We start from the raw sequence: 15,036 nt of genomic DNA, 5'->3' as shown, positions 1-15,036 counted from the left end.
GCCCGATCATAAAACCGCGAAATTTCCTACATTGCAAGTGAATTTGGCCTGACCGGTCTGACCAGTTGCGAGCTATTGCATCTGGCCGCTCTGGCGCGGGAAATTACCTGTGCAAGCGCTCGAGCCAGAGCAATTTGCTGTGCAGGGTGCGGCAGATGCCGCTTGAACCCAAACGGCGCTAGCCAGTGCGCTGATGCTTTGGCCTCATTTCCATTCTCGGCATGGACACGTAGAATCCGCCGCTTTTGCTTGAGCGGCCGCCTGATCTGTATGGATGAAGCGGTTCAAGCGCTGGGCCAGGATGGCATATGGACGATAACTACCGCGCGGCCGTGGACGCGGCCGCGATTTTTTCCGAAGCCGACCTGAGCGGGCGTATCACCTACGTCAACCAGCAGTTTTGCAGCATCTCCGGCTACAGCCGGGAGGAACTGCTCGGCGCCAACCACCGGATCCTCAATTCGGGCCTGCACGAGCCTGAGTTCTTCCTCGACATGTGGCGCGCGCTGGTGGCCGGGCAGGTCTGGAAAGGCGAGATCTGCAACCGTGCCAAGGACGGTTCGTTGTATTGGGTCGACAGCACCATGGTGCCGTTGATTGATCCGGCGTCGGGTAAGGTTCGCAAGTACGTTTCGATCCGCTTCGACGTGACCGAAAAGCGCCAACTGCTGCACACCCTGCAGTGGCGGGTCGGACACGATGTGTTGACCGGGCTGCCCAATCGCGCCTACCTGTCCGATCTGCTCAATCAGGCCCTGGCTTTCTCTCGCAGAGAGAACATTCCGTTGGCCGTGTGCATGCTTGATCTGGACCGGTTCAAGGCGGTCAACGACGGCTACGGGCATGCTGCGGGTGACCGGTTGCTGGTGGAAGTGGCGAGCCGTCTGCAAAAGATCTTGCGCGCAGGGGACTCGGTGGCGCGGCTGTCAGGGGATGAGTTTGTGCTGATCCTGCGCCATGTAAAGGACAGTGACCAGCTGCATGCAGGCCTGCAGCGCATCCTCGATGCCCTGGCGGCGCCTTATCCGTTACGCGAGCAGACCGTGATCGTCAGTGCGAGCATCGGCGTTACCCTGTTTCCGCAGGATGACGAGGATGCCGACACCCTGGTGCGCCATGCCGATCAGGCCATGTATGTTGCCAAGCAGCGCGGGCGCAACCGTTACCACCTGTTCGACGTGACGCAGGAGCTTGAACTCAAGGCCACTCACCAGACCGTGGCGCGGGTTCGCCAGGCCCTGCATGACGGTGAGCTGTGCCTGCATTACCAGCCCAAGGTGAATATGCGCAGCGGGGAAGTGCTGGGCTTTGAAGGGCTGCTGCGCTGGCAGCACCCGCTCAACGGAATGGTGATGCCTGGAGATTTTCTGCCATTGGTCGAGCAGACCGACCTGATCGTCGAACTGGGCGAATGGGTGATCGAGCAGGCCTTGAGGCAATTGCAAAGCTGGCACACGCAAGGTCATCAATGGTCGGTCAGCGTCAACATCGCTGCGCGTCATTTGCAGCGCGCTGATTTTGCCGAGCGTCTGGAGCAATTGCTGGCGCGCCATGCCTCGGTCGATCCGGCGCTGCTGGACCTGGAGATCGTCGAGTCGGTCGCCATCGAGAATATCCAGCACGTCAGCCAATGCCTGGCGGCTTGTCAGGGCCTTGGGGTGCGTTTCTCGCTGGACGACTTCGGTACCGGCTATTCCTCGCTCAGCTACCTGAAGCGATTGCAGGCGCAGACGATCAAGATCGACAAGTCGTTCGTGCGGGACATTTTGCATGATCAGGATGACCTGGCTCTGACCCGGGCGGTGATCGGCCTGGCTCGGGCCTTTGGTCGCGAGGTCATCGCCGAGGGTCTTGAGACTCACGAGCACGGCCTGGTATTGATGGCGCTGGGCTGTGATCTGGCTCAGGGGTATGCGATTGCGCGGCCCATGCCGGCGGCGGATGTGCTGGTGTGGGCGCACGGCTACGTGCAGCCAGAGCAGTGGCCTGGTGGAGTGCTCAAACGTATCTGACGAACTGGGCTCAAAAAAAACGGCACATGAGTGCCGTTTTTTACGCTGTAGCAGCCTTGGCCACCGTTGGCGTTGACCTTATTTATGCAGCTCTTGCGCCGCATACAAGGTGTTTTCCAGCAGGCAGGCGCGAGTCATCGGCCCAACGCCGCCTGGTACCGGCGTAATCCAGCCGGCACGGGGCAGGGCGGTCTCGTAGACCACATCGCCGACCAGCTTGCCGTCTTCCTGGCGGTTGATGCCGACGTCGATGACGATTGCGCCCGGCTTGATCCATTCACCCTTGACCAAGCCCGGCTTGCCCGCCGCAACCACGACCAGATCGGCACGGCCGACGTGTTCGGCCAGATCCTTGGTGAAGCGGTGGGTAACGGTCACGGTGCAGCCAGCCAGCAGCAGCTCCATGGCCATCGGCCGGCCAACGATATTCGAGGCGCCGACGACCACAGCGTCCATCCCGTACAGGTCCTGGCCGGTGCTTTCCAGCAGGGCCATGATGCCTTTCGGGGTGCATGGGCGCAGTAGCGGGATGCGCTGGGCGAGGCGGCCGACGTTATACGGATGGAAACCGTCGACGTCCTTGTCCGGGCGAATCCGCTCGAGCAGCAGCGAAGCGTCGAGGTGCGCTGGCAACGGCAGCTGCAGGAGGATGCCGTCGACTGCGGCGTCCTCATTGAGCTGGTCGATCAGGTCGGTCAGCGCTTGCTGGGAGGTTTCGCTGGGCAGGTCGAACGCCTGGGAGATAAAGCCGACCTCTTCGCAGTCCTTGCGCTTGTGCGATACATAGACTTGGGAGGCGGGATCGGTGCCGACCAGGATCACTGCCAGGCCTGGCGTGCGCAGGCCTTGCTGGCGGCGCTCCACGACCTGTTGAGCGATCTGCTGGCGCAGGTTGGCGGCGATCGCCTTGCCATCGATAAGGTGTGCAGTCATAGACGCGTGATTAACCATCGAGAAAGAAACAGATAGAATGGCGCATTCTCGCACGACACGGCCCGAGGGCAAAGGCGGGTGGTCGGGCAAATCCTCTAACTCCTTCAATAATTTCGATTTTTTAGAGAAAGGTGTTGACGCTTTTACAGCTCGTCTATAACATTCGGCGCACTTGTCGGGCACAGCCTATCACTGGTTGGCGAAGTCGGGCAGAATGGGTGGTTCGCAGCGTTGCTGCCAGCCCCTGTGAGGTTAGGCAGATTGCTTATGTGCCCGTAGCTCAGCTGGATAGAGCATCCGCCTTCTAAGCGGATGGTCGCAGGTTCGAGTCCTGCCGGGTGCGCCATTAGGCAGCTTAGGCACGCAAGTGATGCAGTAACGTAATGCCGCTATATGGTGGGCGTAGCTCAGTTGGTAGAGCGCCGGATTGTGATTCCGGTTGTCGTGGGTTCGATTCCCATCGTCCACCCCATATTTTTCGAAGGCGCCTTGATTGAACGATCTGGCGCCTTTGATTTAAGTGTTGCATGCGGATGTGGTGGAATTGGTAGACACACTGGATTTAGGTTCCAGCGGCGCAAGCTGTAAGAGTTCGAGTCTCTTCATCCGCACCATGCTTCAAGGTTTCAACGCAGTACCGCACTATGGTGGGCGTAGCTCAGTTGGTAGAGCGCCGGATTGTGATTCCGGTTGTCGTGGGTTCGATTCCCATCGTCCACCCCATATTTATATTAAAGGCGCCTCGATCGAATGATCAGGCGCCTTTTTTTTGCCTTCTTTTCGAGGTGGTCCGTCATTTGGCTGGCGCCGCCTTCGCATGATGCAGGCTGTCGGGGGTGGCTTGCGCGAATAACCTGCTGATTCTATTGGTTTTTTATTCTTGTTGGTCGGTTTCTTGCTAGGTGGGAGGCCTGCCGCTGGTCTACTGGCGCGCCACTCTCGTGCATACAAGGATCAACCATGAAAGTCTGCCATACCAATCGAGACAACTTTTATCGTTTGCTGGGTGCAGTATTCCAGTCGCTTGAAAAGCGCCCATTGGTGGCGGAGCTGGGTGTGCTCCGCGGGGAAAACGCATTGAAGATGTATGCGGCCATGGAGCCGGAACGTATGGTCCTGATTGACAGCTGGAGCGCTGCGGCCAACGATGCCTACAGCCCATTCGACGAGCTGCCGGAGTGGGTCGCACCGGTTGATGCCTACGAGTACTACTATGGCGGCTCTATGCACGACCCGGCGACCTGGGATGCGCTCTATGACGAGTGCGCAGCGAAGTTCGTCGACAAGCCGGAAGTGAGCATGATCCGCGCCGATACCATCAGTGCCATCGACAAGGTCCGCCAACAAACCGGCATTCATCAGTTTGACCTGGTGTATGTCGATGCCAATCATCAGTACGAATACGTCCTGCGCGATATGATGCGCTATCAGGAGTTTCTCGGTGAAGATGGCATCATGATGCTCAATGATTGCTGCCACAGCGTCATGGGCACCAAGCAGAATCTGGGTGTTCTCGAGGCGTTGGGCAGTTTCATGAAGCGCACCGACTTCATCCCTGTCGCAGTCACCAATACGGATTGGTCGGACGTGATTCTTGTGCGCCGCAATTCCAAGCTGGTGCAATTGTTCGATGTGGCGCTGACCAACTCCGACGTGCCCTATGTAGAGATCCCACATCAGCTGATTACAGCGGCACGTGTAGTCTACGGTGCGCAGCGTCATAACATCAGTTTCGTCTGATCGCGACCATTATTGCCGCAAAGGTCTTGGGCGGCCCCTGCTGATTGGGGCTAGCCCGCAGGTGCACCTCGTCGGGCCACTCGTGCTCGGCGTCTGTAGCCTCTGGACGCGCTTTGGCACGCTGCGCTGGTGACAATTCAGTAAAAGCTGATAGATTTCAGCTGGTTGAATTGCGGCCAGCTGCCGCCAGAGGAAATACCCGATGATAGCCAAAGAAGCTCGCCAGGCGCTGGCACTGCAACGCTTTGCCGAGGCCAATCCGCAGATGCTCGAAGAGATCCGCGAATTGAGCCCGCGCGAGCAGGCTCAGCAGATCCAGTGGGCCTTTGATGATGCAGCGCAGGAGCAGGGCATCGAGCCCTGGGAGCTGACCCTGCAACTGGTCGCTCAGAGCCCTGAAGAACTGCACGCCATGCGTCTTGAGGTGCACCGTGAGGTGGCCGAGGCGTTGGGCATGGAGTGGGATGAGTACTGCGCGTTCAACGAGATCGACCCCGAGCACGGCTGATTGCCGCCGTGTTTGTTTGACAAGGTTTTTCAGTCAGGGGCTGCGGCTGCCTGCGTGCAGCCCTTTATAGATGAGGCCTGGCGCATTTTGCGCAGGGTTTTCCATGAAATCGATCGGCGAGGTTTCCCGTCGTCTTGAGTGGGGTGACTTCTGGTGCGTGAGTCACTAGAATGCTTGCCCTTGATTCTGGAGTCGGGCTTTCGCCGGCTAACGTCTGTGCAACGAGGAATATCCATGCAAGTTTCGGTTGAAAACACTTCCGCTCTCGAGCGCCGCATGACCATCGCCGTCCCGGCCGAGCGCGTCGAGACCGAAGTCAACAAGCGTCTGCAGCAGACTGCCCGTCGCGCCAAGGTTGCGGGCTTCCGCCCTGGCAAGGTGCCAATGAGCGTGATCCGCCAGCGTTACGAAGAAGCTGCCCGTCAGGAAGCCTTCGGTGACCTGGTTCAGTCGTCCTTCTACGAGGCTGTGGTTGAGCAGAAGCTGAACCCGGCTGGCGCCCCGGCCGTTGAGCCAAAGTCCTTCGAAAAAGGTAAGGACCTGGAATTCGTTGCCATCTTCGAAGTGTTCCCAGAGTTCACCGTTGCCGGCTTCGACTCGATCAACGTCGAGCGTCTGAGCGCCGAAGTGGCTGATGCTGACCTGGACAACATGCTGGAAGTCCTGCGCAAGCAGAACACCCGCTTTGAAACTGTCGAGCGCGCTGCGCAGATCGACGACCAGGTCAACATCGACTTCGTCGGCAAGGTTGACGGTGAAGAGTTCGCCGGTGGCTCGGCCAAGGGCACCCAGCTGGTACTGGGCTCCGGCCGCATGATCCCAGGCTTCGAAGATGGCCTGGTAGGCGCCAAAGCTGGCGAAGAGCGCGTTGTCAACGTGACCTTCCCAGAGGACTACCAGAACCTCGACCTGGCTGGCAAAGCTGCTGAGTTCACCATCACCGTGAACAGCGTTTCGGCTCCCCAGCTGCCTGAGCTGAACGAAGAGTTCTTCGCCCAGTTCGGCATCAAGGAAACCACTCTGGAAGGCTTCCGCACCGAAGTTCGCAAGAACATGGAGCGTGAACTGCGCCAGGCGATCAAGACCAAGGTAAAAAACCAGGTCATGGACGGTCTGCTGGCCGCCAACCCGATCGAAGTGCCAAAAGCGCTGCTGGAAAACGAAGTCAACCGTCTGCGCGTACAGGCTGTTCAGCAGTTCGGTGGCAACATCAAGCCTGAGCAACTGCCGGCAGAGCTGTTCGAAGAACAAGCCAAGCGCCGCGTCGTGCTGGGTCTGATCGTGGCTGAAGTGGTCAAGCAGTTCGACCTCAAGCCTGACGAAGGCAAGGTTCGCGAGATGATCGAAGAAATGGCTTCCGCTTACCAGGAGCCAGAGCAGGTCATCAGCTGGTACTACAAAAACGACCAGCAGCTGAACGAAGTGCGTTCGGTTGTGCTGGAAGAGCAAGTTGTAGATACTGTCCTGCAGAAAGCGACTGTGACCGACAAATCGGTCTCGTACGAAGAAGCAGTAAAACCAGCACAGGCTCCTGCCGAAGCTGAGTAATCTGCAGCTCTCGTAGGAAACCACCACAAGCCAGCCTTCGCGCTGGCTTGTGCGTATTCAAGCCATGACTATTTGGGAGTGAGTGCAGGACATGTCCCGCAATTCTTATATTCAGCAGAGCTCTGACATCCAGGCCGCAGGCGGTCTGGTCCCGATGGTTGTCGAGCAGTCCGCCCGCGGCGAACGCGCCTATGACATCTACTCGCGCCTCTTGAAGGAGCGGGTGATCTTCCTGGTAGGTCCTGTAGAAGACTACATGGCCAACCTGGTAGTGGCACAGATGTTGTTCCTCGAAGCGGAAAACCCGGACAAGGATATCCATCTCTACATCAACTCACCGGGCGGTTCGGTGACTGCGGGCATGTCGATCTACGACACCATGCAGTTCATCAAGCCGGATGTCTCCACCATCTGCATCGGCCAAGCCTGCAGCATGGGTGCCTTCCTGTTGACCGCGGGTGCCAAGGGCAAGCGTCACTGCCTGCCGAACTCGCGCGTCATGATCCACCAGCCGCTTGGCGGCTTCCAGGGTCAGGCCACCGACATCCAGATCCACGCCCAGGAAATCCTCAGCATCAAGGCCCGTCTCAACGAGCTGCTGGCCTACCACACTGGCCAGGATCTGGAGACGATCCAGCGTGATACTGAGCGTGACAACTTCATGAGCGCGCAGCGCGCGGCCGAGTACGGCCTGGTCGACTCGGTATACGACAAGCGGCAACTGGCGTCCTGATCCTCAGGGCCAGAGCAGGCAGGCGTCAAAAGCGCCTGCCTGCGGACTTGAAAAAGCCCGCAATTGCCTTCATCTTGTGTTGCAAGCCTACCGGATTGGATCGATCGAATGACTGACACCCGTAACGGCGAGGACAGCGGCAAATTGCTTTATTGCTCCTTCTGCGGCAAAAGCCAGCACGAAGTGCGCAAATTGATTGCTGGGCCCTCGGTATTTATCTGCGACGAGTGCGTCGACCTGTGCAACGACATCATCCGAGAGGAGGTGCAGGAAGCCCAGGCCGAAAGCAATGCGCACAAATTGCCTTCGCCGAAAGAAATCAGCGGCATCCTTGACCAGTACGTGATTGGTCAGGAGCGCGCGAAGAAGGTGCTCGCGGTAGCGGTGTACAACCACTACAAGCGCCTGAATCAGCGTGACAAGAAGGGCGACGAAGTCGAACTCGGCAAGAGCAACATTCTCCTGATCGGGCCGACTGGCTCGGGCAAGACGCTGCTCGCCGAAACCCTGGCACGCCTTTTGAACGTACCGTTTACCATTGCCGACGCCACCACCCTGACCGAAGCCGGTTATGTTGGTGAGGACGTCGAGAACATCATTCAGAAGCTGCTGCAAAAGTGCGACTACGACGTGGAGAAGGCCCAGATGGGCATTGTCTACATCGACGAAATCGACAAGATTTCGCGCAAGTCGGACAACCCGTCGATCACCCGTGACGTTTCGGGTGAGGGCGTGCAGCAAGCGCTGTTGAAGTTGATTGAAGGCACCGTGGCTTCCGTGCCGCCGCAAGGTGGTCGCAAGCACCCGCAACAGGAATTCCTGCAGGTTGATACCCGCAATATCCTGTTCATTTGCGGTGGCGCATTCTCTGGCCTCGAGAAGGTCATCCAAGGCCGTTCCACCAAAGGTGGCATTGGTTTTGGTGCAGAAGTGCGCAGCAAGGAAGAAGGCAAGAAGGTTGGTGAATCCCTGCGTGAGGTCGAGCCTGACGATCTGGTCAAGTTCGGTCTGATCCCTGAGTTCGTTGGCCGTCTGCCGGTGTTGGCTACCCTCGACGAGTTGGACGAAGCTGCGCTGATGCAGATTCTGACCGAGCCGAAGAACGCCCTCACCAAGCAGTACGCCAAGCTGTTCGAGATGGAAAGCGTGGACCTCGAGTTCCGCAGCGACGCTCTCAAGGCCGTCGCGCGCAAGGCTCTGGAGCGCAAAACCGGCGCCCGTGGCCTGCGTTCGATTCTCGAAGGCGTGTTGCTCGACACCATGTACGAGATTCCTTCGCAGAAGGAAGTCAGCAAGGTGGTGATCGACGAGAGCGTCATCGAAGGTACCTCGCAGCCGTTGCTCATTTACGAGAACAACGAGCCGCAGGCCAAAGCCGCACCGGACGCCTGATCCAGGCAGCCGTTGTGAAAAATGAAAGGGGCCTTCGGGCCCCTTTCTGCTTTTCCCGCTTAAGTGCTTGTAATTTGAAGGACCTACCCCCACATTAGGTCCAAGCACTATTTCCACCGGATTCGGCCATAAGGCCGCTGTAGAGGCGAAATCATGAAGACAACCCTCGACTTGCCTCTTTTGCCATTGCGCGATGTCGTCGTTTACCCGCACATGGTTATCCCGCTGTTTGTGGGGCGCGAAAAATCCATCGAAGCCCTCGAGGCGGCGATGACGGGCGAAAAGCAGATCCTGCTGCTTGCCCAGAAAAACCCTGCCGATGATGATCCAGGTGAAGACGCCCTGTACCGCGTCGGCACCATCGCCACTGTCCTGCAGCTGCTGAAACTGCCCGATGGCACCGTCAAGGTCCTGGTCGAAGGTGAGCAGCGCGGCGCTGTCGAGCGTTTCAACGAGGTTGATGGGCATGTCCGTGCCGACGTCAGCCTGATCGATGAAACCGACGCCCCAGAGCGTGAGTCGGAAGTGTTCGTGCGCAGCTTGCTGTCGCAGTTCGAGCAGTATGTGCAGTTGGGCAAGAAAGTCCCGGCTGAAGTACTGTCCTCGCTCAACAGCATCGAAGAGCCGGGTCGCCTGGTCGATACCATGGCCGCGCACATGGCGCTGAAGATCGAGCAGAAGCAAGAGATCCTCGAGATTGTCGACCTGCAGGCGCGGGTCGAGCACGTGCTGGCCTTGCTGGATGGCGAGATCGACCTGCTGCAGGTTGAAAAACGCATCCGCGGCCGGGTCAAGAAGCAGATGGAGCGCAGCCAGCGCGAGTACTACCTGAATGAGCAGATGAAGGCCATTCAGAAGGAGCTTGGTGATGGCGATGAAGGCCACAACGAAGTCGAAGAGCTGAAAAAGCGCATCGATGCCGCTGGCCTGCCCAAAGATGCCCTGATCAAGGCTCAGGCTGAGCTGAACAAACTCAAGCAGATGTCGCCTATGTCGGCTGAAGCTACCGTGGTGCGGACCTACCTCGACTGGCTGGTGCAGGTGCCATGGAAAGCCCAGAGCAAGGTCCGCCTGGACCTGGCCAAGGCTGAAGAAATTCTCGACGCCGACCACTATGGCCTTGACGAGGTCAAGGAGCGCATCCTTGAGTATCTCGCTGTACAGAAGCGTGTGAAAAAGATCCGTGGTCCTGTGCTGTGCCTGGTTGGCCCGCCTGGCGTCGGCAAGACCTCGCTGGCCGAGTCGATCGCCACTGCTACCAATCGCAAGTTCGTCCGGATGGCCCTCGGTGGCGTGCGTGACGAGGCCGAGATTCGTGGTCACCGGCGTACCTACATCGGCTCCATGCCGGGCCGCCTGATCCAGAAAATGACCAAGGTTGGCGTACGTAACCCGCTGTTCCTGCTTGACGAGATCGACAAGATGGGCAGCGACATGCGCGGCGATCCGGCCTCGGCACTGCTGGAAGTACTCGATCCCGAGCAGAACCACAATTTCAACGACCATTACCTGGAGGTCGATTACGACCTGTCCGACGTAATGTTCCTGTGCACCTCGAACTCGATGAACATCCCTCCGGCGCTGCTCGACCGAATGGAAGTCATCCGTCTGCCGGGTTACACCGAAGACGAGAAGATCAACATCGCGGTCAAGTACCTGGTGCCCAAGCAGGTCAAGGCCAACGGCCTGAAGAAGGACGAGCTGGACATCGATGTCTCGGCGATCCGCGACATCATCCGCTTCTATACCCGCGAAGCCGGTGTGCGTGGCCTCGAACGTCAGATTGCGAAGATCTGCCGCAAGGTGGTCAAGGAGCACAGCGGGCAGAAATCGGTGAAGGTCAAGGTCACCAGCGAGCAGCTCGAGCATCACCTGGGCGTACGCAAGTTCCGTTACGGCCTGGCTGAGCAGCAGGATCAGATCGGTCAAGTGACCGGCCTGGCCTGGACCCAGGTGGGCGGGGAATTGCTCACCATCGAGGCGGTAGTGATCCCTGGCAAGGGCCAGTTGATCAAGACCGGTTCGCTCGGTGACGTCATGGTCGAGTCGATCACGGCGGCGCAAACCGTGGTTCGCAGCCGTGCCCGTAGTCTGGGGATCGCCGCTGACTTCCACGAGAAGCGCGACGTTCACATCCACATGCCTGAAGGCGCGACGCCGAAGGATGGCCCGAGCGCAGGCGTTGGCATGTGCACCGCATTGGTCTCGGCACTGACCCAGATCCCGGTACGCGCCGACGTGGCCATGACCGGCGAGATCACCTTGCGTGGTCAGGTTCTGGCCATCGGCGGGCTCAAGGAAAAGCTCCTTGCAGCGCACCGGGGTGGGATCAAGACGGTGATCATTCCCGAAGAGAACGTTCGTGACCTGAAAGAGATTCCGGACAACATCAAGCAGGATCTTCAGATCAAACCGGTCAAATGGATTGACGAAGTCCTCCAAATTGCGCTGCAATACGCCCCCGAGCCCTTGCCAGATGTGGCTCCGGAGATCGTCGCGAAGGATGACAAGCGCGACAGCGATGCCAAGGAAAGAATCAGCACGCACTAATACGTTTCACGCTGGGGGGCTTTCCTTGACAGTTTTTTCGGGCCCTTGCTATAAAGCGGCACGCTCGTGTCAACAGGCCACCCAGCGCTCGTTTTGCACGCACTAATTTTTACACGCACTAATTACATACTTAGAAACATACTTAAATTAGAGATATAAGGGGACTTAGAGTGAACAAGTCGGAACTGATTGACGCTATCGCCACATCTGCTGATATTTCGAAAGCCACCGCCGGTAAGGCTCTGGATGCAGTGATCGACTCCGTACAGGGCGCTCTGCAAAAAGGCGACGACGTGGTTCTGGTAGGTTTCGGTACTTTCACGGTCAAAGACCGTGCCGAGCGCACTGGCCGTAACCCGCAAACCGGTGCTGCGATCAAGATCGCCGCCGCCAAGGTTCCTGGCTTCAAGCCTGGCAAAGGCCTGAAAGACGCTGTCAACTAAGTCGTCTGTTCAGCCGGCCGCGGCGCTACCGTGGCCAATCGCGTGACGGCGGGACGCAAACGTTCCCGCCGTCACGCTCGCTTCGAGAAGGCGCATCTTCGGATGCGCCTTTCTTCTATCAGGACTCTACCCACGCTCCGCGGTTGACGACGCAGTGGTACAACCGTTTCTGGGGGACGCATGCTGCAGAATATCAGGGACAATTCACAGGGTTGGATTGCCAAGACCATCATCGGCCTTATCGTCGTGCTGATGGCATTGACGGGCTTCGAGGCGATTTTTCAGGCCGCCAGCCATAGCCAGGACGCCGCCAAGGTAAACGGTGAAACCATCAGCCAGAACGAGCTGAGCCAGGCTGTCGATATGCAGCGCCGCCAGCTGATGCAACAGCTGGGCAAGGACTTCGATCCTGCTCTGCTGGACGAAAAGATGCTGCGTGAAGCAGCGCTCAAAGGCTTGATCGATCGCAAATTGCTGTTGGAAGGTGCCAAGGACGCGAAATTTGCATTCTCCGAGGCGGCGCTGGATCAAGTGATCCTGCAAACGCCTGAGTTCCAGGTTGATGGCAAGTTCGATGCAAACCGCTTCGACCAGGTCATTCGCCAGATGGGCTACGGGCGCCTGCAGTTCCGCGAGATGCTCGCCGAAGAAATGCTCATCGGCCAGCTGCGCACCGGGCTTGCCGGCAGCAGCTTTGTCACCGACAAACAGGTCGAGGCGTTTGCGCGTCTGGAAAAACAGACCCGCGACTTCGCCTCGCTGACCTTCAAGGCCAACCCGGCGGCGGTCAAGGTCAGTGATGAAGAGGTCAAGGCGCACTACGACCAGCACGCCAAGGAGTTCATGACGCCGGATCAGGTCGTCATCGACTACATCGAGCTGAAGAAGTCGGCGTTCTTCGACCAGGTCAAGGTCGATCCGGCCGAGCTGCAAGCGCTGTACGAGAAAGAGATCGCCAACCTGGCCGAGCAACGCCATGCCGCGCACATCCTCATCGATGTCAACGACAAGGTCAGCGATGCCCAGGCCAAGGCCAAGATCGAAGAGATCCAGCAGCGTCTGGCCAAGGGTGAAGACTTCGCCGCCCTGGCCAAGGAGTTCTCGCAGGATGCCGGTTCCGCTGCCAGCGGTGGTGATCTTGGCTTCGCCGGCCCTGGTGCTTACGACGCCGAGTTTGAAGATGCCCTGTACAAGCTGAACAAGGACCAGGTGTCGCAGCCGGTTCGCAGCGAGTTTGGTTATCACCTGATCAAGCTGCTGGGTGTCGAGGCGCCGCAAGTGCCGACCTTCGCCAGCCTGAAAGACAAGCTGACCCGCGAGCTGAAAACCCAGCAGGTCGAGCAGCGCTTCGTTGAAGTGACCAAGCAACTGGAAGACTCCGCCTTCGAAGCCTCCGACCTGGCCCAGCCGGCTCAGGACCTGGGTTTGAAAGTGCAGACTTCGGCGCCGTTCGGGCGTGAAGGTGGCGACGGCATTACAGCTAACCGCCAGGTCGTCCAGGCCGCGTTCAGCGAGGAAGTGATCGACGAAGGCGCCAACAGCAGCGCCATCGAGCTGGATCCAGAGACCGTGCTGGTGCTGCGTGTCAAAGAACACCGCAAGCCTGAGCAACTGCCGCTGGAGGCAGTCGCGCAACGGATCAGCGAGCACCTGGCCAAAGAGAAGGCGACTGCCGAACTCAAAGCCAAGGCTGACAAACTGATTGCCGGTCTGCGTGACGGTTCGATCGCCGCCGGTGCTGGCCATGACGGTCAGACCTGGAAAGTCCAGGAAGCGGTCAGCCGCGGCCAGGAAGGTATCGACCCAGTCGAGCTGCAGGCAGTGTTCCGCCTGGCCAAGCCTGCCGGCAAGGACAAGCCTGAATACGCCAGTGCCGTGCTCGCCGATGGCAGCCTGGTGGTGGTCCAGCTGCGCGGCGTCAACGAAGGCGCTGCGGCCACCGACGAAGAGAAACAGCAGATCCGCCGCTACCTCGCTTCGCGTGCCGGTCAGCAGGACTTCGCGGCCTACCGCAAGCAGTTGGCAGCTAATGCCGAGATCACTCGCTACTGAGTTGATCTGCCCAAAACCAGACAGGCCGCTTATGCGGCCTGTCTGGTTTCTGCAGCCTGCAAATGCGCGGTAATCAGCGCCGCTTGCCCTCGTAGATGTCCAGCGTGTCGCGGGCGATTTCCCGGCCCAGGGCGATCAGCTCCGGTGCCTTGTAGAACTCGAAGAACTGGCACACCCGCTTGGGCACGTTGATCAGTACATCTGGCGGGTAGCCGGCAATCTTGTACTGCGCCAGCGACGTCTGCATGACCTCGAAGCTCTGGTTGATCAAGTCGAGCAGGGACGCCGGGCCGACGTTGTCGATGATGAACGAGCCCGCTGCTGAGCGCGGTGCGCCGCCGCTCTCGGGCGCCGCAGCGGGTTGCTGGCCTTCGGGGTTGGCTGCTTCACCCAGCCACGGATTGCTTGCGATCAGGTTCTCGGCAAGCACTGCCTGGTCGATGCGGCTGAGCTGCTCTGCCGGCTTGCGGCGGAACGGCAGGCGCGAACCCACCGAACTCATCAACGCGTCGAAGCGCTTCTTGAACGCGGCGGGGCGCTCGATCACCGGCAACTGGTACTGGTTCTGGTTGGTGGCGTTGAGGTTGACCGCGATGATCAGGTCACAGTGGCTGGAAACCACCGGCACGATCGGCAGCGGGTTGAGAATGCCGCCATCGACCAGCATGCGGTTGCCCTGCACGACGGGGGTGAACAGGCTTGGTATTGCCGCCGAGGCGCGCATGGCCTGGTGCAGGCAGCCTTCCTGAAACCAGATTTCCTGCTGATTGGTGAGGTCGGTGGCCACCGCCGTATAGGGAATGCGCAGCTGTTCGATGTTGATTTCACCGACAATCTTGCGGATCTGGCCAAACACCTTGTCACCGCGAATAGCGCCGAGACGAAAGCTCACATCGACCAGCCGCAGTACATCCAGGTAATCCAGGCTCTCGATCCAGTGGCGATAGTCATCGAGCTTGCCGGCCGCATAGATACCGCCGACCACCGCGCCCATCGAGCAGCCGGCAATGCAGGATATCTCGTAGCCGCGGCGCTCGATTTCTTCGATCACCCCGATGTGCGCATAGCCTCGTGCACCGCCCGAACCCAGCACCAATGCAACGCGTTTACTCATGTCATTCCCTC

At 59.0% G+C, this 15,036-nt stretch carries 11 protein-coding genes and 4 tRNA genes; 13 read left to right on the top strand and 2 right to left on the bottom strand.

The features are described 5' to 3' along the window. The first annotated feature begins 308 nt into the window (after nucleotides 1-308). A complete protein-coding gene (locus K3F44_RS11345; protein WP_101321085.1) occupies nucleotides 309-2,012 on the top strand; it encodes a bifunctional diguanylate cyclase/phosphodiesterase in 1,704 nt (567 codons plus the stop codon). Nucleotides 2,013-2,090: 78 nt separating this feature from the next. Here the strand turns inward: K3F44_RS11345 and folD are convergent, their stop codons facing one another. Further along, nucleotides 2,091-2,945, bottom strand: a complete 855-nt coding sequence (folD, locus tag K3F44_RS11340) for a bifunctional methylenetetrahydrofolate dehydrogenase/methenyltetrahydrofolate cyclohydrolase FolD (RefSeq protein WP_101321083.1) — start codon at nucleotides 2,943-2,945, stop codon at nucleotides 2,091-2,093. 269 nt (nucleotides 2,946-3,214) lie between these two features. On the opposite strand from folD, the gene K3F44_RS11335 reads away from it, so the two are divergent. The 12 genes from K3F44_RS11335 to K3F44_RS11280 all read left to right on the top strand — a co-directional run bounded on the left by K3F44_RS11335 (nucleotide 3,215) and on the right by K3F44_RS11280 (nucleotide 13,911). Next, nucleotides 3,215-3,291, top strand: a tRNA-Arg gene (locus K3F44_RS11335). Nucleotides 3,292-3,341: 50 nt separating this feature from the next. After that, nucleotides 3,342-3,417: transfer RNA gene (locus K3F44_RS11330), tRNA-His, on the top strand. A 57-nt stretch (nucleotides 3,418-3,474) separates the two neighbouring features. Beyond that, nucleotides 3,475-3,559: transfer RNA gene (locus K3F44_RS11325), tRNA-Leu, on the top strand. Between the two features lie 33 nt (nucleotides 3,560-3,592). Beyond that, a tRNA-His gene (locus tag K3F44_RS11320) sits at nucleotides 3,593-3,668 on the top strand. A gap of 237 nt (nucleotides 3,669-3,905) precedes the next feature. Then, nucleotides 3,906-4,685 (top strand): class I SAM-dependent methyltransferase, encoded by a 780-nt coding sequence (locus K3F44_RS11315; protein WP_150572403.1) that lies wholly within the window; start codon nucleotides 3,906-3,908, stop codon nucleotides 4,683-4,685. Between the two features lie 202 nt (nucleotides 4,686-4,887). Next, nucleotides 4,888-5,193: a DUF6388 family protein gene (locus K3F44_RS11310; RefSeq protein ID WP_150569837.1), complete on the top strand. Its 306-nt coding sequence runs from the start codon at nucleotides 4,888-4,890 to the stop codon at nucleotides 5,191-5,193. A gap of 234 nt (nucleotides 5,194-5,427) precedes the next feature. Continuing rightward, nucleotides 5,428-6,741, top strand: a complete 1,314-nt coding sequence (gene tig / locus K3F44_RS11305; protein ID WP_103437967.1) for a trigger factor — start codon at nucleotides 5,428-5,430, stop codon at nucleotides 6,739-6,741. A gap of 91 nt (nucleotides 6,742-6,832) precedes the next feature. After that, nucleotides 6,833-7,474 carry an ATP-dependent Clp endopeptidase proteolytic subunit ClpP gene (gene clpP / locus K3F44_RS11300; protein ID WP_101321077.1) on the top strand — a complete coding sequence of 214 codons (642 nt, stop codon included), beginning with the start codon at nucleotides 6,833-6,835 and terminating at the stop codon, nucleotides 7,472-7,474. Nucleotides 7,475-7,582: 108 nt separating this feature from the next. Continuing rightward, complete coding sequence (gene clpX / locus K3F44_RS11295; protein WP_101321075.1) at nucleotides 7,583-8,866, top strand: ATP-dependent Clp protease ATP-binding subunit ClpX; 1,284 nt, start codon at nucleotides 7,583-7,585, stop codon at nucleotides 8,864-8,866. Nucleotides 8,867-9,019: 153 nt separating this feature from the next. After that, nucleotides 9,020-11,416, top strand: a complete 2,397-nt coding sequence (lon, locus tag K3F44_RS11290; protein WP_220634044.1) for an endopeptidase La — start codon at nucleotides 9,020-9,022, stop codon at nucleotides 11,414-11,416. 170 nt (nucleotides 11,417-11,586) lie between these two features. Next, nucleotides 11,587-11,859 carry an HU family DNA-binding protein gene (locus K3F44_RS11285; RefSeq protein ID WP_101321070.1) on the top strand — a complete coding sequence of 91 codons (273 nt, stop codon included), beginning with the start codon at nucleotides 11,587-11,589 and terminating at the stop codon, nucleotides 11,857-11,859. Nucleotides 11,860-12,039: 180 nt separating this feature from the next. Further along, on the top strand, nucleotides 12,040-13,911 hold the full coding sequence (locus tag K3F44_RS11280; RefSeq protein WP_181108118.1) for a SurA N-terminal domain-containing protein: 1,872 nt from the start codon (nucleotides 12,040-12,042) through the stop codon (nucleotides 13,909-13,911). A gap of 73 nt (nucleotides 13,912-13,984) precedes the next feature. Here K3F44_RS11280 and K3F44_RS11275 read toward each other — a convergent pair whose 3' ends face one another. After that, the gene (locus tag K3F44_RS11275; protein WP_101321066.1) at nucleotides 13,985-15,025 is read right to left on the bottom strand and encodes a patatin-like phospholipase family protein; all 1,041 of its coding nucleotides are present in this window, start codon (nucleotides 15,023-15,025) and stop codon (nucleotides 13,985-13,987) included. Nucleotides 15,026-15,036: the final 11 nt, after the last annotated feature.

The organism is Pseudomonas sp. S07E 245, from assembly GCF_019599025.1.
GTDB classification, from domain to species: Bacteria; Pseudomonadota; Gammaproteobacteria; order Pseudomonadales; family Pseudomonadaceae; genus Aquipseudomonas; species Aquipseudomonas shirazensis.
The sequence above is the reverse complement of the archived record's forward strand: the minus strand, read 5'-3'. Positions and strand labels throughout refer to the sequence as shown.